Origin of the sequence: Mycobacterium heidelbergense (assembly GCF_050205645.1) — a bacterium.
Taxonomy (GTDB): domain Bacteria; phylum Actinomycetota; class Actinomycetes; order Mycobacteriales; family Mycobacteriaceae; genus Mycobacterium; species Mycobacterium heidelbergense_A.
On the sequence record NZ_JBNMQT010000020.1, the window covers coordinates 1 to 23,018 of the forward strand.

At 63.6% G+C, this 23,018-nt stretch carries 11 protein-coding genes; 6 read left to right on the top strand and 5 right to left on the bottom strand.

Going from position 1 to position 23,018, the window contains the following annotated elements; translation table 11 throughout:
• Positions 1-406: 406 nt before the first annotated feature.
• From ACQI5H_RS20040 to ACQI5H_RS20050, 3 genes are all read left to right on the top strand, one after another.
• Positions 407-3,991: a hypothetical protein gene (locus ACQI5H_RS20040; protein ID WP_427081062.1), complete on the top strand. Its 3,585-nt coding sequence runs from the start codon at positions 407-409 to the stop codon at positions 3,989-3,991.
• A 363-nt stretch (positions 3,992-4,354) separates the two neighbouring features.
• The gene (locus tag ACQI5H_RS20045) at positions 4,355-5,941 is read left to right on the top strand and encodes an acyl-CoA carboxylase subunit beta (protein WP_427081117.1); all 1,587 of its coding nucleotides are present in this window, start codon (positions 4,355-4,357) and stop codon (positions 5,939-5,941) included.
• Between the two features lie 53 nt (positions 5,942-5,994).
• Positions 5,995-13,164, top strand: coding sequence for an SDR family NAD(P)-dependent oxidoreductase (locus ACQI5H_RS20050; RefSeq protein ID WP_427081063.1), 7,170 nt, complete (start codon positions 5,995-5,997; stop codon positions 13,162-13,164).
• 86 nt (positions 13,165-13,250) lie between these two features.
• Here ACQI5H_RS20050 and ACQI5H_RS20055 read toward each other — a convergent pair whose 3' ends face one another.
• The 5 genes from ACQI5H_RS20055 to ACQI5H_RS20075 form a co-directional block, all read right to left on the bottom strand.
• Positions 13,251-14,546, bottom strand: coding sequence for an MFS transporter (locus ACQI5H_RS20055; RefSeq protein ID WP_427081064.1), 1,296 nt, complete (start codon positions 14,544-14,546; stop codon positions 13,251-13,253).
• A gap of 44 nt (positions 14,547-14,590) precedes the next feature.
• A complete protein-coding gene (locus ACQI5H_RS20060; protein WP_427081065.1) occupies positions 14,591-16,114 on the bottom strand; it encodes an aminotransferase class I/II-fold pyridoxal phosphate-dependent enzyme in 1,524 nt (507 codons plus the stop codon).
• Complete coding sequence (locus tag ACQI5H_RS20065) at positions 16,111-17,205, bottom strand: TauD/TfdA family dioxygenase (protein WP_427081066.1); 1,095 nt, start codon at positions 17,203-17,205, stop codon at positions 16,111-16,113. The genes ACQI5H_RS20060 and ACQI5H_RS20065 overlap by 4 nt, the downstream gene beginning before the upstream one ends.
• Positions 17,206-17,215: 10 nt before the next feature.
• Positions 17,216-18,664: a methyltransferase domain-containing protein gene (locus ACQI5H_RS20070; protein ID WP_427081067.1), complete on the bottom strand. Its 1,449-nt coding sequence runs from the start codon at positions 18,662-18,664 to the stop codon at positions 17,216-17,218.
• A gap of 85 nt (positions 18,665-18,749) precedes the next feature.
• Positions 18,750-20,168 carry a PPE family protein gene (locus ACQI5H_RS20075; protein ID WP_427081068.1) on the bottom strand — a complete coding sequence of 473 codons (1,419 nt, stop codon included), beginning with the start codon at positions 20,166-20,168 and terminating at the stop codon, positions 18,750-18,752.
• A gap of 386 nt (positions 20,169-20,554) precedes the next feature.
• On the opposite strand from ACQI5H_RS20075, the gene ACQI5H_RS20080 reads away from it, so the two are divergent.
• The 3 genes from ACQI5H_RS20080 to ACQI5H_RS20090 all read left to right on the top strand — a co-directional run bounded on the left by ACQI5H_RS20080 (position 20,555) and on the right by ACQI5H_RS20090 (position 22,978).
• Positions 20,555-20,677, top strand: a complete 123-nt coding sequence (locus tag ACQI5H_RS20080) for a hypothetical protein (RefSeq protein WP_427081069.1) — start codon at positions 20,555-20,557, stop codon at positions 20,675-20,677.
• A gap of 245 nt (positions 20,678-20,922) precedes the next feature.
• Positions 20,923-21,765 carry an alpha/beta fold hydrolase gene (locus ACQI5H_RS20085; protein WP_427081070.1) on the top strand — a complete coding sequence of 281 codons (843 nt, stop codon included), beginning with the start codon at positions 20,923-20,925 and terminating at the stop codon, positions 21,763-21,765.
• A gap of 808 nt (positions 21,766-22,573) precedes the next feature.
• Positions 22,574-22,978 (top strand): helix-turn-helix domain-containing protein, encoded by a 405-nt coding sequence (locus tag ACQI5H_RS20090; protein WP_427081071.1) that lies wholly within the window; start codon positions 22,574-22,576, stop codon positions 22,976-22,978.
• Positions 22,979-23,018: the final 40 nt, after the last annotated feature.

The following is a 23,018-nucleotide window of genomic DNA, read 5'->3' on the forward strand; positions in this document are numbered from 1 at the left end:
GTCTTTAGGTTGAGTTGCCCCTCCTGGACGGGCCTGGTGATTTCGGCGGATGGCGCCGGGTCCGGGCCCGAACGCAAACCAGAACCCGCCGCCATCCGCCGAAATCACCAGGCCCGTCCAGGAGGGGCAACTCAACCTAAAGACGAACCGACCCGATAGCGGGCCGGTCGATGAGGCGGCGAACCCGCGCGGCTCCGACCCGGCGCAGCCGGCCCTCGGCCCCGGGGCGCTACGCCTCACAAACGCCGCGGCCGCCAACCCAGATCGGTTGCGGCCCAACATGGCTCACGATCCACCGACGCCCGTCGACGACGTCGGCCCCGCCGCGGGCCCCCACCCCCAAGGTGATGCCGAACCAGAGGGCCATCCCGAGGACCCCGACGCGGAGCGGGTTAACCGGTATGTGTTGGCGCTTGAACCCGACATCGTGGCGGCCGACAAACAGCGGTGGCTGGCCGATCACGACGAGGCGAATCGTCTGGTGTTGAAGAAGGCTCACGACAAAGCGGATGCGCTGCGAGCCAACCTCAGGGCCGGCCACCATCTGACCCCTGGAGAACGCCAGTTTGTGAAGCGGGTGGAGTTGATTGAGGCGGGGTGGCGTGAGCTGAACGCGGTCGCCAAGCAATCCGGCTTGCCCCCTGCGCGTTGGCTGGTGTTTGATCCCTTGGCGTATCGCGGTGACGGACGTGCCGTGATCGTTTTCGGCGACGACCCCTATCAGCCGGGAACTGCCGTGTCAGGCTATATCGTCAGGCAGCCGATCCGTCGGCTGGGCTACGCCCAGATAGACCGTGTGCTCGACCAATTGCGATTGGAGCGACAAGAAGGGCCGGCGGCTGCCATGGTCTGGATCGACAAAAATGCGCGCCTCCCGGAAGGCGCTTCTCGCGCCGCTTTCTACGACGCCCATGGAGCATTCCGCGTTATCCGTGAGGTCATCGAAGAAACCGGCAAGGCGCCACTCACCGTCAATCGACGGTGCCCGTTGCCCTCCCCGCCGGCCATCGAACGGCTGGCGCATACCACAGCCCTGTTGTTGCAATCAACTGCCATCCTCGGAAATCACAGGACATGGGAATACAATCTCGATCTGACCAGCGATATTCTGCTCCGAGTCGGTGATGGTCACGTAAGCGCGGGAAAGATTGTTACTGTTGCCGACGTCTGGCGCGAGCTAAAGCGTTGCTTCAACGACAATTTTCCAATACATGGTGCGCCTGCAACACTTCCCAATGTCGGCGATCAGCTTCCTCTCGAATTCAGATTTTTCGGCCAGCAGCTTATGAAATTCCCGGTTGAGGTGACGCAATCCGCGAAACTGGGAGAAGAAATCAACATCGCATTCGCCGCGTTACCGGGACATATAGACGGTCTAGACAGCGCCATTCACTTCAGATTTTACCGGAAAGACGGCGAGTTACACTTGGGCATTCGCGGATACATCACCGAAGGACCTGGAGCCCAACCGGCTCCTATTGGACCTCCATTGCGAGAGGGTTACAGGCTGGTCGCACGGTTTGTGTGGCAGCCTTACATCGACAGACTGGCGGTGAACATAGCGAAGGGCAAAGGGTTCGCCCCCCTTGGCTCGATCGACCAGGGAGCCCCTAGTTCTAGGCTCCCTTTTAGCCCTTATAGCCCGCACGACGGTCCCTCGACCGACTACCGCAAGGCGGTCCGGGCGAGGGCTGCGTCAATGCCACCCAACGAGCGTGAGAACACTCATTCTTGGACGGGTGGTGCCGCCGAACCAGGCCGTCTTGCGACACCGCCTGACGGTGCCCCACCACTAGGCTGCGGGCCCAGGCCGCAATACCAAGATCCCAATGAAACCGGGGCAGCCCCGGATGCCGACCGCGACCCCGCCACGCCGCCCCTGGGCGAAGACGCCCACACCGGTTCAAAGCCTGCCGAAGCCGCCCGCACGATCGTCCCGCGCCCAGCGACAAGACTCGAAGCGCCCAAGGCCCAGGCCGCACAGCCCACGAGCGTCAAAAATACACGCGTGCAGCAGCTTCGGGCTGCGCTCGGATCTGCGATGGCCGAGCACGAAGAGCCGGTACTGCAGGCGCACGAAAATCCTGCCGATGCCCGCGGTCCCCACGACGAGCGTGTGCCCGCCGGGCGTGGGCATGCCGTCGAGCCCTCACCGCCGGAGATCAATTGCGTTTTCGACGTCTGCGACCAGATGTCGGCGTTGCATGGGCGTGAATACATTATCGAGGGGGCCAAGGCCACTGACCGTGTTGTGGATCCGGTGCTGTTGTTCAAGGCGATGCGTTCGGATTCGGAGCCGGTGGAGGATCTCGCTGACGTGTTTTACCGGGTCAAAGAACGGGGAGACGGCGCATCGGCGATTGTGGGTTTTCGGTGGACCAAGGACAAGTCGCAGGAAGCCGAGTCCCACTTTATTGCCAGTAAGAACATGGGTGGGGTGGTCTGGGTCTACGACAGGCTCGCCGGTGGGTGGTACAAGTGGCCGGTCTTCGAGGAGACCGTGCAGCGGGTCGATGAGCGGACCGGGCAGCTGGTCGAGGAGACTAGGGAGCGGCCGGCGCCGGTGAGGTTTATGGACACCGACCCGCGGACCGGGGAGCCGTCCCTCAACCCGAACACCGGCACGCCGTACCGGCTGCCGGCGTGGGCCGAAGACCTCACCAAGGTCGACGAGGAGGATCTGGCCAAGGCGGCCGCTTACTTTGGCCCCGAGAAAGAACCCGAAAACCCACTGCTCGACACCGCCGGCACGCAAAACGCCGCCAAAAGCCTGGGCCTTGCTGCGGGACAGGGCGATGACGGAGGCAGCGGGCCCGCGGATCTCAGCGATGTAGAGTCCGCTCTCGCACAGACGGCACTAAACGCTCGCGACGAAGCTCCGTTCGAAGAAGCTGAGAGGCTAGTCGGCGAGGCGAAAAGCGAGCTTCACGAGGTGATCATGGGCATCGTTGCTCGCGGCGATGATGGGATTGCCGAAATTTATCGCGAGTGCTGGAGCCAACTAAACGAGGCCGAGACGTCTCTGCTCGACGGAAAGAACATGCTCAAACACGCAGCGGGGATAGTTGATGAAGCAACGGGTGATGTCAGTGCCCTTATTGGCCATGTTGGTCAGAAAGGCGAGAGTGGCGCGTCCGTAGAGGCTCTGCAATCGTCCGCCGGCGGCATCACTCAGGCGCTCGGCCACGCGCGAGACGCAACGCGCCAAGCAGAGCACGACCTCGGTCAATCCAACAATTACCTAAGCATTGCCAAAGATTCCTTGGACAGACTATCGAGCAATATTCAAACGCAATTGGCAACCGTTAGAGAGCACCTTGAACAGGCGCGGGACGGATTGGCGAACATGCGGGATGGCGTCATTGCCAAAGCGGTCGATTCGATCGAAATCGAGGCACGAATCCGCGATACCCGTGCATTGATATCTCAAAAAGAGGCCAAGTTGGAGCATGCGAGGAACGTATGGAATGAGAACGAAAAAGCGGAAGACGAAATTCACGACAAATTAGCGGCGAACGAAGAGGCGATCGAGGCTGCCGAACAGGGAATCCAATCCAGCGGGCGAGACAAGAACCTTCGGAACTATCATGAAAGACGTAAAGACCATTTTCTGGCAAAAGAGGAAACACTCCGGCAGGCGCTTGCCGAGCGCCAGGAGATTTTTTACAACACCGCCGCTGTGGTTCATAAGACGACAGAAGAACTGCACCGTTTGAAGCAATTACTGGAACGACTTGAAAACAGGATGGATCAAATTAGGAACGAACAACAACAGCTAGCAGAATGGGAGAGTAAATATGAGGAAAGGGTCAGACGGCACGAGACGAACATACCGAAAATAGAAGAGCTAGCTCGTCAAATTGATCAGATAAGGACAAAGGCTGAGCTAGCACGTGCCCCCGCAGGACGCACGTTAGAGAAAGCCACGGAGACATTGAAATCGATTTGCACGGCAATTGACGCTATCCCAAAGGTGGCCGCGAGGTGGTGATCCCGAGGCGGCCGCCGACCGCGCCGTCGGCGTGAACCAGTCACGCGGCTGCCATCCTGGGATGCACATACCTGGCGCCGGCAACCTACGCCGAACTGTCGGCGATACTGCGGCGCACAGTCAAAATGACTGCAGGTTTCAGTTCGGCGAGAGGTCAAAACTCGTTGCCGCCATGCAGACGTGAGGCCGGCGGGGGTGGAAACTTAGGAGGGGGCAAGCCAGGCGGCCCCTTGCTGCAGGACTGATACAGTGTGTATCGTCAGTGCGACTGTGATTGCACAGCTTGGACGATTTCCTGAATTTTCGGGAGCCATGGATACTGCCGCTGACCTAAGCCCGGCAAATGCGAGGCCGCGCGCCACGATGGATCACCCGGGCGCGGAAGACGGGCCAGCACGGCCATCCACGCGACGTGGGACGGCGGCGAAGCTCTTGGAGTTCAGCGAGCGGACGGCACAGTCAGAATCCCCCGGGACGTCGCATGCGATCGCTCGACAACGATCACGGGGCAAGCAGACGGCCAGGGAACGTCTCGCGTTGCTCCTCGATCCCGGCTCCTTCATCGAACTCGATGCGTTGGCGCGGAATACAACCGCCGAACTGGGCGCGGAGCCGCATCCGTATGGTGACGGCGTCGTGACCGGCCACGGAACGGTGGACGGCAGGCCGCTGGCGGTGTTCGCGCAGGACTTCACAGTCCGCGGCGGCACGCTCGGCAAGGTACACGGTGAGAAGATCTGCAAGGTTCTGGATCTGGCGGCCGAGGTGGGCTGTCCGGTGGTCGGCATCAACGATGGAGCCGGCGGACGTGTCCAGGAGGGCGTCGTTGCGCAGGCGCTCTACGGCGAGATCTTCTTCCGAAACGTGCGCATGTCCGGCGCGGTCCCGCAGATTTCGCTGATTATGGGCCCGTGCGCTGGCGGCGCAGCGTATTCCCCGGCTCTCACCGACTTCGTTGTGATGGTGGACAAGACATCACACATGTTCATCACAGGCCCGGACGTGCTCGCTGCTGCCATGGGCGAGCGAATGGGCATCGATGAACTGGGCAGCGCTCGGATGCACAACTCCCGCTCCGGCAACGCGCACTACCTCGCCAGCGACGAGGAAGACGCAATCGACTTCGCCCGACATCTGTTGTCCTACTTGCCAAGTAACTGCCTCGACCTGCCGCCCTCCTATGTCCCCGGAAAGTGTCCGCAGGGGACCTTGTTGGACTCGCTGGTTCCCGACTCGGTGAAGCAGCCATACGACATGTATGCCGTGGTGACGGCCATCGTCGACGACGGCGAGTTCCTAGAAGTGCAAGAACTTTTCGCCCCAAACGTGATCTGCGGTTTCGGCAGGATAAATGGAAAATCGGTCGGCATCGTGGCAAATCAGCCACTGCAGTCTGCTGGGTGTCTCGACATCGACGCGTCGGAGAAAGCCGCCAGATTTGTGCGCACCTGCGATGCATTCAATATTCCAATCGTGACATTAGTCGACGCCCCTGGATTTCTTCCCGGCTCCGAACAAGAATGGAACGGCATCATCAGGCGTGGCGCCAAACTGCTGTACGCCTACGCCGAAGCGACCGTACCTAAGATCACGACCGTAATTCGTAAGGCGTACGGCGGAGCATACGTCGTCATGGGTTCGAAGCACCTGCGAGCAGATTTCTGTTTCGCCTGGCCCACAGCGGAAATAGCGGTAATGGGCGCCGAGGCCGCCAGCGACATGCTGTACCGTGACAAACTTGCTTCCGCCCAAAATCCAACCGTTCTTCGCGATCAATTGATCGATGAATATGAGAAAATTCATTGCACGCCATATCGAGCGGTCGAACACGGATATATCGACGCGGTGATCACCCCTTCGGAAACGCGTCTACGTATTGCCGCTGCCCTACACCTAATGAAAAACAAGCAAATGACATCAATTAAGCGACACGGCAATATCCCACTGTAGGAACGCCAAAATTTTGTGACAATATCGACCCGACTGCGCGGAAGGGGGACCCGATGGTCATAGGAGACATTTCCGGCGTGCTTATGGACGCAGGATGTCCATCGGACGACTGGATCGCGGTCATTGGGATGGCCTGCCGGATGCCGGGGGAGGTCAACTCGGCGGATGACCTCTGGCAACTCCTTCTCGCGAAGACTGACCCCGTCCGCGAAGGTCCGTTCGACCGGTGGGATGTGGATGCCTTCTATGACCCGGATCGCGAGGCACCAGGTCGTTGCAATACCCGTTGGGCCGCCACGCTGGACGACATCACCGGCTTCGACGCCGCATTCTTTGGCATATCGCCCGCAGAGGCCGCGTCGATGGACCCACAACACCGGCTTCTCCTCGAGGTCTCGTGGGAGGCTTTAGAGCACGCCGGCGTCCCGCCACGGGACGTCATGGGAACACAGGGCGGCGTCTTCGTGGGAATCTGGAGCCAAGACAACTCCGTTCGCCTTGGCACCCGGTACCAGAACATCGACGCCTACGCGGCAACCATCGGGAACGTTCACAGCACAGCGGCGGGGCGCGTGTCCTACTTTCTCGGCTTGCACGGACCCTGTGTCGCGGTCGACACAGCGTGCTCGTCGTCACTCGTTGCCACCCACCTTGCCGTCCAGAGCCTGCGGACCGGGGAATCCCACTTCGCGCTGGCCGGCGGTGTCAACATCATGCTGAGCCCGGAGTTCATGCTCTCGGGAACCCGATGGGGGATGTTCTCGCCGACTGGACGGTGCCACGCCTTCGATGCCCGTGCCGACGGGCTGGTCCGAAGCGAAGGTGCTGGAATCGTTGTGCTCAAACGGTTTTCGGATGCGCAGCGCGATGGCGACCGGATTCTTGCGGTCATCCGGGGCTCCGCGATCAACCAGGACGGCCGGTCGCAGGGACTCGTTCACCCGTCGGAAGACGCCCAGCGCATGGTCTACTCCGCGGCGGTGACACAGGCGGGCATCAATCCCGGCCTGGTGGGATTGGTCGAAACCCACGGCCCAGGCACGGCGGTCGGCGATCCCATTGAGTTTCGCGCGCTATCCCCGGTCTACGGCAACGGCGCGGGACGATGCGCGCTCGGTTCAGTGAAGTCCAACATTGGCCACCTGGAATCCGCGTCAGGAATCGCGGGCTTCATCAAAGCCGTGCTCGCCGTCCGACACGGCGTCGTCCCGCCGAATCTGCACTTCCAGCAATGGAACCCGAACATCTCGCCGGACGGCACTCGCTTCTTCGTGCCCACAGAACCGACTGCGTGGCCGGTTCAATCGCCGACCCGGCTAGCCGCGGTGTCGTCATTCGGTTTCAGCGGCACCAACGCCCACGTGATCCTGGAGCAGTACACGGATCACCACACCGTCCCATGCTCACGGACCGACGCCCCCCCTCGCCCAGTCTTGGTACCGCTGTCGGCGACGGCGCCGGAAACGCTCGGTACAGTAGCCACTCGGCTGCGCGAGTGGCTGGCCGGCACCGACGGCCAGGTGGAGCTCGACGACATCGTGCACACCCTTGCGGTGCGGCGCTCGCACCATCGTGCGCGGATGGCCGTGGTCGCCCCGTCGCTGGAAGAGCTCGTCCACCGGTTGGATCTGTCAGCGGCGGGCGATGAGGCAGACGATTTACCCACTGGCATCGTGCGTGATGCCGCTGGAGCAGGTGTCGTCTGGGTGTTCTCTGGCCAAGGTTCGCAATGGGCCGGAATGGGGCGGTCGCTACTCGAAGAGGAGCCGGTGTTCGCCGCGGCGATCGCCGAGTTGGAGACGCTGATCGCCGCCGAGGCAGGATTTTCGGTAACGGACACGCTCCGCGCGCCCACAGTCGTGACAGACATTGCGCAAGTACAGGTCACGTTGTTTGCCACCCAGGTAGCGCTCGCGGCAGTCTGGCGGTCCCTCGGCCTTCGGCCTGCGGCGGTCCTAGGGCATTCGATGGGGGAGGTGTCCGCCGCAGTGGTTTGCGGTGGCTTGTCGCTGCACGACGGTGTCCGGGTGAGCTGTCGCCGTGCCGCTCAACTCATCCCGTTGGCCGGCACCGGAGCGATGGCCTCCGTGGACCTTCCCCACCGCGAGGTTGAAGAAGAAATACGTCAGATCGAGGACGTCACGGTGGCCGTGATCTCGTCGCCCCGGGCCACGGTGGTGTCGGGAGGTCCTGAACCGGTCCGAAACCTCGTCGAGCAATGGCAGGAACGGGGACTGATGGCCCGCTTCGTCGCCTCCGACGTCGCTGCGCACGGGCCGCATCTGGACCCGCACGCCCCACTGCTGATCGATGCGCTGTCCGGTATCCGGCCCAGACGGCCCACCGTGCCGTTTTACTCCACCGTCACTGACGACCCGCGGGACACCGTGGCCTTCGACGGCGCTTACTGGGCGGAGAACCTCCGCAAACCGGTCCGGTTCGCCGAGGCGGTAAAGGCCGCCGCAGAGGACGGCTATGCCGTCTTCCTCGAGGTCTCGGTCCATCCCATCGTCGGCCATGCGATGCGCGAAACCCTTCAGGAGATTGATCGGCACGCGGTCGTCACGCACACGATCCGGCGTGAGAACGACGATCTGCGCACGATCCTCGGACAGCTGGCGCACCTGTACTGCGCGGGTGTTCCCATCGATTTCGGCCGACGCCATCCGAGTGGCGCGCTCCTGGATGCCCCGGGCACCACCTGGAATCGGACCCGTCATTGGGTCGATCTACCCCTGCCGCACCCGGCACGACAGGTCATCGCCGAGATCCGGCCCGCACTGCTGGGCGCGCACACGGCCGTTCCCGAGCCCGGACGCAGACATATCTGGCAGGTCGAGGTGGGCACCGCGACGCATGCGTGGCTCGCCGATCATCAGGTGGAAGGCGTCACGGTGCTTCCGGGAGCGGCTTACTGCGAGACCGCGCTTGCCGCGGGGATCGAATTCTTCAACTGCGCTGCGGAACACATCCAGGTTTCCGGCATCCGTTTCGCCAAGGTGCTGCCGCTGGACGCGCACACAACGCTGCATACCTCGCTAAGCCCACGCGGCGATGATGCGGCCGTCGTCGAAATGCTTGTTCGAGGAGATGGCGACGACGAGTGGGTTACCCACGCGACCGCTGAATTGCGGTACCTACCCCGCAGCGCGCGTCCCGAGCGGGTCGACCTGACCACTGTTGACACAATCTATGACGAGCAGATCGATATCGAAGACCGCTATGTGAGCCTGCGCGCCGACGGATATCAGCACGGACCTGCCTTCGCTGGCATCGAGAGCCTCCGACAGGCGACCGACGGAGGGATGCTCGCGCGGGTCGCCGTGCCGCCGACGGCACGCGCGCTCGCTGGATCGGTGAGTTTGCATCCGGTCCTGCTCGACACGGGACTGCAGACGCTGCTCATCGCATCGGTCGCCGCGATCGGCGAGGCCGGGAAGAGGCTGCTTCTTCCCGTCGGAATCGGGTCGTTGCGGGTCTTTGCGGAAGGTTCGACGGTGGCGTATTGCCAGGCCGCACTGTCCTCGACGTCGGCGGCCGGAACCACCGGCACGCTGCGATTGCTGGCAGAGGACGGCTCGGTCGTTGCCGAAGCCGTTGACGTGCGGTTCACGCCGATGGAACGACAGAACCGGGAGTCCCGCCACGAGAGACTGTTCCATCGGGTTCGATGGACGCCTCAGCCGCTGGAACAGCCCGCCACGACTCGCGGAAAGTGGCTCGTACTCGGCGATAACCGCGATCCCTTGCCCGGCGCTTTGCACGCGGAATTGGTCTCGACGGGGGCGAGCGCCACATTGCTGAGTGCCGAAGGCACTCATGAGTTTTGGCCCCGGGCTGCCGTAACGGAGGTGTCGGCAACGGATGTCGTCTTCCTTCCGGCTCCATCGAATCAGGGCAAGCCGGATGTTGCCGACCACTGCCGCCACGAGGTGATGCGACTTGTCGATCTGGCCAGGCTGCTGTCGGAGTCCAAGACAAGCGAGCCTCGGCTGTGGATCGTTACCCAGCGAGCCCAGACCGTCCCGGGCGACGAAGTGCCCGCCCTTGCACAGGCTGGATTGCGTGGCATCGCTCGTGTGGCGATGTGCGAATTTCCCCGCCTGCGTACGACTCTCGTCGACGTGTCGCACGACACCGACGAGGTGCGCCATCTTGCGGCCGAGCTCTTCGTCGATAGTGCCGAGGATGAGATTGCCTGGCGAGGCGATCAACGCTGGGTGGCGCGACTGGTGAACGAACCCATCAATGACGGAACCTGGCAAACCCGGCCCCAGCGGACTCGACGGTACGGCCAAGACCGCATCTCCCTCGAAATCGCCCGTCCCGGCGACCTGGACACAATCGGCGCAATCGCCCGGCCGCGCCGCGAACCCGCGCACGGCGAGATCGAGATTAGGACAACGGCGATTGGGCTGAACTTCGCCGACGTCATGCACATGCTCGACATGTTCCCCGATCTGCACGGAACCTCCGGTCGCCTCGGTCTGGAATGCTCCGGCGTCATCACCAATGTTGGTCCCGGCGTTGACGATCTGCGCGTCGGCGATCGGGTGATGGCGTTTCACGACGGCACGGCCGACACCTTCATCACCCTGCCCGCCCACGGGGTAGCGCCGGTGCCCGGCGGGATGACTGAGGTCGAGGCCGCCGGCGTGCCCGCCGCGCACCTGACCGCCTGGTATGCGCTCACCAAGGTCGGCCGCCTCAGCGCCGGCGAGCGAATCCTGATCCATGCGGGCACCGGGGGCGTCGGCCTGGCCGCCATCGACATCGCCCGATCGCTGGGAGCAGAGGTTCTTGCCACGGCGGGCAGCGATCGCAAGCGCTCCTACCTCCGTCGGCTCGGTGTGCAGCACGTGATGGATTCCCGCTCAGCCGATTTCGTCACCGACACCCTCGCCGCGACCGATGGAGAGGGCGTGGACGTGGTATTGAATTGCCTATCGGGTCCGTTGCTCTTCGCCGGCCTGGACGTTCTGAACATCGGCGGGCGGTTCATCGAGATCGGCAAACGCGACATCTACGCCAACGCCAAACTGGGTCTATTGGCACTGCGCCGCAACATCACGGTGTCCGCCGTCGATCTGGCACTGCTCGGACGCGAACGTCGCGCTCTGATCCGTGAGTTGCTGAATGAACTCCGCGAGGAATTCGGCGCCGGAAGGCTCGCCCCCCCAATCTGCACCGCGTTCCCGTTCACCGAGGCAACCGCGGCGTTGCGGACCATGGCCGCCGCCAAACACATCGGCAAGCTGATCCTGAGCGTGCCGCAACAAGGCGAGATAGAGGCTGCGCTCCCGCGTGACGCTAGGCCGGTTGTTCGGCGTGGCGCTAGCTACATCATCACCGGCGGGCTCGGCGGGCTCGGCCTGGAAATGGCCCGCTGGCTAGCCGACCAGGGTGCCGAAAGGATCGTCCTCAACGGAAGGTCGGCACCCTCGGAAGCGGCCGCTGCCGCGCTGGCCGAAATGCGCGCGCACGGTGCGCAAATCGACGTGGTCCAAGGCGACGTTGCCGTGCCCGGCGTGGCCCAGCAGCTAGTGGTGGCCGCGACCACCGGTGGACAGACCCTCCGTGGCGTTTTGCACGCCGCGGCCGTCCTCGATGATTGCGCCCTCAACCATCTCAACGCTCAACGCCTGGAACATGTCTGGCGACCAAAGGTCAACGGCGCCTGGCGATTACACGAGGAGACGGCAGACCTCCCGCTCGACTGGTTCGTTCTATTCTCCTCTGTGGCGTCCTTGCTCGGCAGCCCAGGACAGGGTAATTACGCCGCAGCCAATGACTGGCTGGACTCCTTCGCCCGATGGCGACGCGCGCGCGGACTACCCACCCAGGCGATCAACTGGGGGGTCTGGGGCGAGGCCGGTAGGGCCGTCGAACTGGGGCACCGCGGATACGCTGCGTTCGCCACCGACGAGGGCCTGCGCTGCATGACAGAATTGATCGATCACGAGCAGGCCAACGCCGGCGTGTTTATCTACGACCCCGAACACTGGTTCCGCACCGCACCCGCCGCCGCCAAGTCGAAGTTCTTCGAGGACATGCCGATTCGATCAGAGGCCGAATTCGCTGTCATCGGCACCGACGACATGAACGTCCGACTGCGGGCCGCAGCACCCGACGAGCGCGGGAAGGTCGGCCTGACATATCTCGGTGGGTGCATGCAGGCGGTGCTCGGTCTAGGCAGCGCAACGATCGACTCAACGACTGAACTATCCGAGCTGGGGTTCGACTCGCTCACCGCTCTGCAGTTGCGTAATCGACTCGAAACAGACCTAAAGACAAAGATTCCCGCCACCATCGTGTGGACTCACCGGACAGCGGGCGAACTGGTTGACCATCTCCTGAAACGGCTCGATCTGGAAATCGGGACCACCAACAGCAAGCTAGCGCGAACCGTCCCCGTCGACGACGGTGCTCTGGTCGGGCGCTGGTTCAGGACGTTCGCGCCGCGGCCCAACGCATCGACACGGCTCTACTGCTTCGCGCACGCCGGCGGTTCGGCATCCACCTACCTGCCCTGGAGTGACCTGCTTCCAGGACACGTCGAGTTGCGCGCCCTGCAGCTACCCGGACGCGAAGACCGCGCCGAGGAGAAGCCACGGACCGATCTGTTGGCGCTAGCAGACGAGTTGTCTTCGATGATCGCGGCAGATCCAGACCCGCGTCCGTTCGTATTCTTCGGGCACAGCGGGGGCAGCCTACTGGCATTCGAGACCGCACGCGCTCTTTGGCGCGGCCACGGCATTGCCCCAGTGACGCTTGGGCTCTCGGCGGTGCCGGCACCCGAAGGCCCGGGAATGACAGAGCTAACGCAACGCGTCTTCGACAGCCCCAGCCCCGAGGCTCTGGAGGCTCTCGCCTTCCTCCCCCCGGAGATCCGGCGCGAACCCGCCCTCCTCGAACGCGCCCGAGATGCGCTCGCGTACGACTACGCCATGTACCACGGCTATCGCTACAAGCCGGCATCAAATCCGATCGACTGCGACATCGCCTTGTTCGCAGGAGACAATGACCCTCTGTGCCGGCCAGAACATTTGGAGGGATGGAGTCGGCAAGTCACCGGCTCTGCGACTACACGCGTCTTCCACGGGGACCACTTCTACCTCTGGAATCACCTGCCCGAATTGATCGACGGGCTCATGAAACCAGCCGATGCATTGCCCAAGATCCCCCGCATCGAGCAGACTCTGGCGGCGGCGCAACGAACCTAGGCCGTCAGCCTGCGTGATTCGTTGATGTACAGGATCGCTAGCCCGGCCGGGTGGCCGGCGCAGCAATACCGACCGGCTCACTGTCCTCAGCGAGGACGGTGAGCATTTGGGAAGCTCGCTTCGGGGTATCCCTGTCCAGCAAGGGAATTGCTCGTTAGACGCTCTCCGAGCAGCGATCTGTTGGACTCGGACGCTAATTCCGGTGGGTCTTTGGGGCGTGCGCTCGCCCTAAAGAGCCGAGCGGTGGTCCATGCGACGAGCGCGGCGACTCCGACGGCATAACAAAGGCCAGTGGTGCGCAGCCCAACATGTTCTGCGGCAACGCCCGCTATCAGTACGGGGACGCTGAATGCGAGGTAGGAGACGATGTAGATCATCGAGATAAAGCCCGCTCGGCTACCCGGTTTTCCCAGCGCGGTCAACGCGCCGAACACCCCCACGAACGCCGGTCCGAAGCCAAGACCCGCGAGGCCGGAGCCGATCAAAAACAGTGGGCCATTGGTTGTCGCGATGCCCCATGCGCTCAAGCCGACACCGATCAGGATCGCCGGACAGCCCAGCATTGTCTTGGCGGCCGGTCCAATTCGGCGCAGGGCGACCGAGGGACCCACGCCGATGCCGGTAATCAGGCAGATCACCAGCCCACCCCAGACGGGGTTGGGCGATCGCAACAGTTGTCCGATCAGCGAGGGCGCCAACGACAAATACAGCCCGCTTAACGCCCACAGCGCGATCAGGCAGGGGAGCATGGTTGCGGTCACCGCCCGCGCACCGGGTGGTACCGCGACGGCAGGACTCGACGATCCCGATGCCCCAGCGCGTCGCAAGCCCGGTTCGGGCATTAGCAAAACTCCGACCGCGGCGATGGCAGACGTTGCGATGATGACCCAGTACACCGTATACGTTGGCGCCGGACCGTATTGCGCCAGGGCGCCGACACCGAGCCCGCCGAGGGCGACCCCGCCGGATTGGGCGACGGTATTGACCAGAGCAGCCGACGTTGCATCGCGGAAACGCTGGGTCTCGATCAGCCCCGCTGACAGCGCGCCGCTGGCAAGGCCAATCGCCACACCCTGAAGAGCGCGAGCCGCGATCAGCGGCCAGACACCGTCGGCGGCCAAGAATAGCGCGGCGGCAACGGCATTCGCGGCGAGCGCGGCAACGACGACCGGTCGTCTGCCTAGACGATCAGACGACGAGCCCGCGAGGAACAACGTCGCCAACACCGTCGCCGCATACACCGCAAATATCATGGTCAGCATCGACGCCGAAAAATGCCAATTGCTTTGATACACGGCATACAACGACGACGGCGCCGTCGAACTAGACAGGAAAAATCCCACCAGCACTGCCTGAAACCAGAACGATCTCGCTCTCGACATAGGGTGCCTACCAACCGTATTCGCGACACGAGGCTTCCGAAGGCTCACGGGTTCGCCTTGGCGGAAACGACATGGATACGCGCCTTGTCGTCTAGTCCCTGTATGCGGTGCCCAGCCTCTCGTAGCTCCAGTACGGCTGAGATGGCGCGCGGCAGCACGGTTTCGCCAGGTGCAATGAGAAGCGTGCCCGGCGGGTAGCAGCACACGGTTGCGGCCGCAATCCGACCGGTGGCATCGGGCAGGTCGACGGTTTCGGTTGACGCCAGATAGGCGCAGCGCGGCGTTACTGCCACCCGACCAGGGACGGGCACCATGGGGTCTGCCGGGCGCACGCTCAACCGCCGTGGCAGGCCGGTCAAGCGTGTCGCGAGTTCTTCGCCGAGCCTGAGCAGGGGCTCCTCTGGCTCCTGTAACCCGAGAACCGCCACGAGGTGTCGCCGGGTGGCGAGCGCCACGTGCAGATCGCACTCATGGCGAAGTTGTGCGGCTAGCCGCAGTCCATGGCAGTCGATCCCGCCGAGATCGACAACGACTCGCAGCGGATCCCACGTCGTTGATCCGCCCGCGCCCAGCACCGTGCAGCCGGGCACCGCCCCAAGTTTCCGCCGGACCTGCTCGGCGAGATGCAGGGTGCGCTCGAGCAGCGTCGCCCCCTCGGTTGCGGCGCGGCGCCGTGCGATATCCAACGAGGCGCGCAGTAACGCACTCGGTGACGTGGAGCTGACCAGGGTCAGGGCGCGCTGGATCGCTTCAGCCGGCACCGGCGATTCATGGCCGAGGTGCAGCATGGCTGACTGAGTCAGCGAACCGAGACTTTTATGCGTCGAGGTCACCACGATGTCTGCGCCGAGTTGAAGCGCTGACGGCGGCAGCCGTTCATGGAATCCAAAATGGGCGCCCCAGGATTGGTCGACTATCACGACAACGCCGGCCATCCGAGCGACGTCAACGCATTCGGCGATTCGGCCGACGCCACCGAAATAGGATGGCGCAGTGAGGATCACAGCTGTCACGTTGGGGTTAGCGGCGAGTTGCGCGCGCAGACGCTCTGGCGACACACCGATTGCCAGCCCGGACCGGGGATCGAATTCGGGCTGCAGATATGACGGCCGGGCACCGCTGAGCACGAGCCCGCTGATCACCGACACGTGACTATCGCGCTGCACAAGCACGCTCTGCCCAGGGTGTGTCCCCGCGAGGCAGGCCGCGTGGATGCCCTGGCTGGCCCCGTTGGTCAGAAACCACGTTCGTTTGGCCGCGTAGGCTGCGGCGGCAAGTTCCTCGGCTTGATCGAGCGGAGTGTGGCCCGTCCCTCCGTCGATTCCTGCGACGCCGGCACGGACGTCGAGGGTGAGAGGCGCCTCGGGCAGCAGGGCGACCAGCGCCGGGTCGGCGCCGGCGCCGCCCTTATGTGCCGGCGCGTGGAAGCGCGCCGGCTGGCGTTGAGCGAAGCGACGTAACGCCGCCAGATACGGTGTGGCGTCTTGTGGCGTGCCTACGCTGTCCAGGTATCTCGCGGCAGAAGGTTCGGCGGCCCACCACGGTGAGGTTTCGACCTGCTCGGTCATGTCGGGCCCCCTTGATCGGCGAGAAACCGGCGTCGCGCGCCCACATACTCCAGCGGTACATAGCCTGTGATCAGGTGTCGTTCGCGTTGTCCGGTGAACGCGCGGCGGCCATGCAGAACACGCGAATTCGCCACGGCGACAGCGCAACCGGAGGGAATCCTCAGCGCCAACGCGTATTTCGGGCTCTGCACCATCTCGAGCAGACGGCAGTAGGCACGGTAATAGGCGCCGGTCACATCGAACGGAAGGTGCCAGTCGTAGGCATGGGAATGCCCGAAGTAAAACCCGAGGATCTCATCGCTTGGACCGCACTCGATAACGGTGCGGCGCCGAACGAATCGGTATTGCCAGTCGTTGTAACGTTGGCGGAACTCGACCGGGCATGTGGCCAGCAGCTCGAAGTCCTCGCGATGTTGCTCGCGCAGGTCCATGGCCACTCGGATTCCGTCGACCAGCAAGCTTTCACCGGCGTCGGTCTCGTTGCGGGCAAAATACATGACCTGCAACAGCGGCCACACCGGCATATAGGTCGAGTAGTCAGTATGGGGCGTCAGGCCGTAGCCGGTCTCGGCCAAGTCGTTGGCCCCGTCCACGTTGCGGATATGGGCCCATCGCCCGTACTCGGTGTAATGGAGCGGGCCGATTGTCTCCATGAAGCGGTCCAGACGGTGCAGCTCGACGTTCTTGAACAGCGCGAACCCCAGGCGGTCAAGATCATCGAGCCAGCCGTTCGCGTCGTCTTCGAGGCCGTGCCAGTGCAGAGCATCGGGATGCAGCTCGGCGACCGTCCAATACTGCGCGCGCCCGCTCGGTGGCAGATCTTCAATGTTCGGCCCGCCGATCGCATGGCGGGCGAGCCAGTCCCGCGGATAAAAGCTGCTGTGCCTTGGTGATTCGGCCCACTCGATCAGCAAGCCATTCTGTCGTCGTTCCACGTGTTCCGGTTTCCATGAGACACCGTCGCGGGTGAGATCGAGCAATTTCTGTCCAGAGCTCGGGTGGCGGCACAGTGGGCAGGTACAATGGTCGCGCAACCACACCGTGTGCAACTCACGTCCCGCAAAGTCGATCGTGGTGTCCCACTGGTTCATTCGCCAACACTCAGTTCCCGCGCCGTAGCGCGACCATTACGAGTCTTTCGGATCCGAAGATCGTCAGCTCCCGGCGCGCCACCTCCGACCACTCATGGTGCTCAAGCTCTCGGCGGAACACATCGTCTGCTTCGAGAAACTCCGGCCGATAGGAGATCACCGCCACACCTGCGTCGGCGAGCAGCGACCGCACCGCCGCGAGCCCGTTGCCGCCGACGTGACCGAATGTGAAGATGCCGACGGCGACAATCGCGGCGAAGCCGCCATCAAATGGCGGCGGGTCGGCTGCAACGTCCCAACGGTGCAGCCCGGTGTAGACGCCCCGCCGTGCGGCGATTTCCAGCATTCCGGACGATATGTCCGCACCCACCACATCACTGAACCCGCGAGAGCTCAGCGCCGCACCGCACAGCCCCGTGCCGCACCCGACGTCGAGCACCCGCTGCTGCGTGGTCCCGCGCGTGTCGCGCAACAGCGCGGCCACCTCGCCCGCTACGTGATCCCACCCGGCCCCAAGGTCCGATTCGTAGGTTTTCGCCCATGCGTCGTATCTCGCCGACAGCGGGCGGGGATGGTCGTCGCGGTAGATCCATTCGAGCCGGTCGACGACTCGCTCGCAGACATAGGATGTCCACTCGACATCGCCGGCGTCGATCGCTTCTACGACGTGTCCGTACGCTTTGGCCAGAGCGGGGTGCACACTGGCGGCTCGATCCCGCAACAGCAGATAACTGCGCCGCAAATGCGTAGTGAGATCACACATTTCGTGGACTACGAAGCCGGCCGAGGACAGCTCATCGAGGTACTGCGTGCGCGAGAATCCTCGCTCGAACATCAGGCGCTCATAGACGTACCGCTGCCCGATCGTCGACACTTCGCCCGGCGGGGTAGTCAGATCATCGAAGACGAATGTGGCGCCATTCGACAACACCCGGGCGATCTCCCGCAAAGCCGTCCTGCGATCGGCGACGTGGTACAGGCACGCCTGACTCCAGCCGACATCGAATTGTGCGTCGGCGAAAGGTAGATCGGTCGCTGACGCCTGCACGAATTCGACGCGCAGGCGTGGTGACGCAACCCCTGCGCGCCGCGCGGCCTCGATCCGGACACCGCTCACATCGATGCCGGTCACCGAGCACCCAGTCGACTCGGCCAGCCATAGTGCGGTGGTGCCGTTGCCACATCCGATGTCAAGGACTTTCGACGACGGTGACAGATCGGCCCTCGAACGCATGATGACGTTCCAGTCCTGGCACGCAGAAACGAAGTCCTTGTCGCGCGAGTCGTCGAATACGCCCCAGTGCAGACTGCCGTCGCTGTCCCAAAAAGAGCGGTATACCGCGTCGTGCTCGTCGTAGAAACGAGCGACCTCTGATTCGGGGGCCGTCGCCGTCACGGCTGGACTGGTTTCGTTGATCCGGCTCTCGTCCGCCACCGCGATCAGTTCCGGAGTTGTCACAACTATCTCCAATCTCAGGTTCGAGCAGTTCCTAATGTCACTGCGTGCCGCGAACGATGCGTACGTCTCTTCGATAGCTGCCTGCTCACCGCTCCATCGCTTCTCTGGCCCAGAGGGCGGCCGAGCGCATCAACACATCGCGTTCCATCGCCAGCTCGGCGAGCTGCTTGCGCAGGTCGTTGATCTCCTCGCGCAGGCCCTCCCTTGACGGCCCCGCGCCTTGTTGAGCGCTCTGGTCTGGACACGGCTCGCGGCTGTGTGTGCCGTCATTCCAGCTCGCCGCGCGGGCCACCGGTGATATCACCATGGGCGGCGGGCCATACGAGCTAGACGTCCGACCTCCGTGCTGGGCGGCCCCTCCGGCGCGCTGCGCGGCCGCGCCTGCTCGTTTAGCAGCCCACCCGCCCCCTGCTGCGCCGCCGCCGCCTGCCGCCGCGGCCATGAGACTGCCCGGCAGCATCCCGCCGTACCCGTAGCCCAATCCATCTACCCCGGCTTCCGATAATCCGGCGAGGGTAGGTGCCGGCAACCCGGTCGCCGCACGCGCGATCGCCGGCGCCGCCGCGGCCCACGTCGGCGGCACAGACAACCCGCTGATCGACGCCGCCTGGCCAAAGCTCGCCAACACGTCGGTACGGCCAAGACCCGCCGCCATTGCGGTACTACCCAGGCCGGGTGCGCCAAGCCCGGGGCCATAGCAACCCCCGGGCGAGGCCAGCGGCACCGTCGTCGCCCCAATCGTTGAACCCCCGAGCAGCGGGTCAAGGAGATACAAGATCCCGCTGGCCACAAACGCCCCGCCACTTCCGAGATTCAGCAGATCCGCGGTTGTCGCGATCGAATTGCCGGATCCAACGTTTTGCAGCACATTGGGCACCGCTGAGATGAGTTGCGGCAACAAAGAGGAGGAGCTCTGACCCGCCACGGCCGTGCCGCTTGCCTGAGAAACAGCGGCGAGCTGAGCGCCCGCCCCGGCAGGGTTGGTGTTCTGCGCCGGTGCGGTGAACGGCGTCAACTGCGACGCGACCGCTGACGCACTCGCGTAGGCATACATCGCCGTGGCGTCTTGTGCCCACATCTGGGCGTACTGGGCCTCGGTCTCCGCGATCGCGACGCTGTTCTGACCGAAGATGTCGGTCGCCACCAACAGCAGCAACAACGCTCGATTCTCGGCGATAACCGCGGGCGGCACGTGAGCGGCGAACGCCGCCTCGTAGGCCGCCGCCGCTGACCTGGCCTGGCTCGCGGTCTGCGCGGCGTGTTCGGCGGTGATGTTCATCCACGCCACGTAAGGGGCGGCAGCAGCGGACATCGACACTGATGCTGGTCCCAGCCACAATCCACCGGCCAAGCCGGACACCACCGCCTCGTAGGAGGTCGCTACGGAACTCAATTCCGCCGCCAACCCCTCCCAGGCCGCTGCGCTCGCCAGCATTGGCCCCGACCCCGCTCCGGCATGCATCCGGCCCGAGTTGATCTCCGGCGGTAGCGCTGCAAAATCCATATCCCCTCGCCCCCAATGGCTTAACTCACGAGGGCTGGTTGCCTCGTCTGGCCGCGCAGCAACCTGGGCGACGAGAAAAGCTGGCTCGTATGACTGTTGGAGGCGCTCGATGGTTTCGAGGGCGTGTCTCGCGGGTGGCCGGTGCGCCGTCGCGACGAAGCCGTGCAGGGGTCCGCAGCCGGCGGTTCGACGGTGTCCACCATCGTCGACCTCCCGGTGTCAGATCCCCGCCGTTTGGAGATCCCTCAGCACACGCGATACACTCTGTATCAAACAGAACGATACAGCTAGTATCATCGAAGCGCTAGGGGTCGATTTGGGCCGCGCCGGCCGTGTCGGTGCACTTCGGTGATACACCGAATATCTGTGGACGACAGGAGAACATAGTGCTGTCAATGATGTGCGAGTTGATCGCCGCACCGTTCCGTGGCCTGGCGGCGATACGGGCTGCGAGCGCGTTCGGTTGGGATGCTTGGGAACTGCCCGACGACGATGAGTTGCTCGATTAAGTGATCGACACCGTGCTAATAGTGGGCTGCACGGTTCTCCTTGGCCTGGCGGTAGTTCGCCGCGTTCTTACGGAGTTGCAGGAACGGCCCGAGGATGTGGAGCTGCTCGACGAATAAGTCCACGGCGCTGCCGCATGTGGCGCGCACGTCCAGGCAGCGGTGGTCGGTAGTCGCTCAAGCACCCGATCGCGGCAAGGCTCAGGGACAGGCCAGCGTCTTGGAGTCGTTTGTTAGATGCTTGACCGATGGAGCGCTGCTACCGCGATGACCTGATCTTCGATGTCCGCGATGCCGGCCCGCCAGACGGCCCCGTTGTGGTGTTGCTGCACGGTTTCCCGCAGCGCAACGACAGCTGGAACGCCGTCATCGACCGGCTCACCTCCGAGGGCTACCGCTGCCTAGCACCTAATCAGCGAGGCTACTCACCGTGCGCCCGCCCGTCGCGCCGCCGCGACTACCGCATGTCCGAACTCGTCGCCGATGTCGGCGCACTAATCGACGCCAGCGGTGCGCAGCGGGTACACCTCGTCGGACACGACTGGGGCGCCGTGGTCGCATGGGCTTTCGCGGCCGAGATGCCCGAACGCCTGGCAACCGTGTCGCCGATATCAGTGCCTCATCCCGCCGCGTTCTTCAAATCGATCGCCACGAGCCGTCAGTGCCTGGCGTCCTGGTACATGTACGTCTTTCAGCTACCACGGATACCCGAATGGCTGCTCTTGCGCCACAACGGCGAGGTGGCCGCCGAAATGCTGCGGCGGAGCGGGCAGACACCGGCCGCGGCCAAGCGTGATGCAGACGCTATGAGGCAACCTGGCGCGCTGACGGCAGCGATCCACTGGTACCGCGCACTACCACTGTCCAATCCGCGCGCCAGCACCCAAAAGATATCTGTGCCAACGATGTATGTATGGAGCGACCGTGACATCGCCCTGCTCCCCAAAGCAGCTTATGACACGGCTCGGTACGTTACCGGAGAATACCGATTCGAGATTTTGCCTGGTGTTTCGCACTGGATACCCGAGGAACAACCCGACAAGCTAGCCGAACTGCTAGTCGGCTGGTTCGTCGCTCATCAAGCCGGCTGACCAGCTGCCATCGGCCCGGATGGCCCAGCTCACGTCTGTGACGGTGAGTCTGCTGTGCGAATCGATCGCCGTGCCGTTCCGCGCTCCCTGGCGCCGATATGGGCTGCGAGTGTGTTCGGTTGGGGCGCTTGGGAACTGCCCGACAACTGCAGATTGATCGACTAGGTGAGCGACGCCGTGCTGATACTTGCCTAGGTGGCCCCAGCGGTGACGGGGACTGTCCAACCGCGGTGTCACAAAGCGGATTGACCGTAGGTTCCTACGGAAAGTTCTGCTGAAAGTCCTTGGGTCAGCGCGAACCCGTGCAGTGATCAACCGCTTCTCACGAACGCTCGGCTAGCTCGCTGGAGCGTTCCTAAGCGGCCTGGCAGCTGGCGCCGAGCATCGCTGCGCTGAGTCCGCGTGCGTCCGGGCCTCGGCCACGGCCTCGGCCAATTCCACCTGGCTCTGGGCAACAGCGCCTAGGGCATCGCCGATGCATCGCAACCGACTGGCATCGGCCTCCGGCGAAGCAAAATAGCCGCCGCGTCAACGAGTCGAGCCACCGCTTGGCGGCTTCGGCGGCGTTTTGGAGCTGTTCGCTGGGTTCGGGGCACGTCCATCACCGCTATAAGTACTCGTAGAACTTAGTGCGGAGCGCGCTGGCCGGGTCGGCCGGCACCAATGTCGAGATCGTCTCGGCCCATTGCGCCGATGACGTCGCGGACTGCGTGCTCGATGACCTGGTCGGCTGCACCGTGCTTATGGGGAATTTGTCGCTGAGCTGCTGTGTTGTGTTTTTTGTGTTTATAGGGAAGGATTAGTCCCCATGGAGACCATGCTGAAGACAGGTGAGGTTGCACAGCTGCTCGGCGTTTCGCGCCAGCATGTCGCCAACCTGTGCGACCGCGGCGAGATCGAGCACATCCGCGTAGGCACGCATCGACGTGTCCCTCGCCGCGAGGTTGACCGGCTTATGGGTGACGGGTTCACGCGCGAAGAAGAAAAGTCGTTGCGGTTGCACCAGGCGTTGCTGCAACCGATGCTCGCTGAACCAGATGTGGTCATATCGAGTGAAAGATCAGGTGGTGGGCATCGTCGGTTTTGCCGACGGCTGGATCCAGATTCGCTATGCGGGCTGGGCAGTTACGTCGTTAACATGTTCGCGATGATGACCGTTCGGGTTGGTCAACGTATACAAAGTGAGCCATCGACCACGGGTCTGACGGTGTGATGATACGCTGCGTATCGTCACCGGTTTGTGGAGGGTCGGC

Excerpts from the sequence above, each read along its gene's own strand:
- ACQI5H_RS20045 (WP_427081117.1), top strand. The coding sequence starts at position 4,355 with ATGGATCACCCGGGCGCGGAAGACGGGCCAGCACGGCCATCCACGCGA.
- ACQI5H_RS20050 (WP_427081063.1), top strand. The coding sequence starts at position 5,995 with ATGGTCATAGGAGACATTTCCGGCGTGCTTATGGACGCAGGATGTCCA.
- ACQI5H_RS20055 (WP_427081064.1), bottom strand. The coding sequence starts at position 14,546 with ATGTCGAGAGCGAGATCGTTCTGGTTTCAGGCAGTGCTGGTGGGATTT.
- ACQI5H_RS20060 (WP_427081065.1), bottom strand. The coding sequence starts at position 16,114 with ATGACCGAGCAGGTCGAAACCTCACCGTGGTGGGCCGCCGAACCTTCT.
- ACQI5H_RS20065 (WP_427081066.1), bottom strand. The coding sequence starts at position 17,205 with ATGAACCAGTGGGACACCACGATCGACTTTGCGGGACGTGAGTTGCAC.
- ACQI5H_RS20075 (WP_427081068.1), bottom strand. The coding sequence starts at position 20,168 with ATGGATTTTGCAGCGCTACCGCCGGAGATCAACTCGGGCCGGATGCAT.
- ACQI5H_RS20085 (WP_427081070.1), top strand. The coding sequence starts at position 20,923 with ATGGAGCGCTGCTACCGCGATGACCTGATCTTCGATGTCCGCGATGCC.
- ACQI5H_RS20090 (WP_427081071.1), top strand. The coding sequence starts at position 22,574 with ATGGAGACCATGCTGAAGACAGGTGAGGTTGCACAGCTGCTCGGCGTT.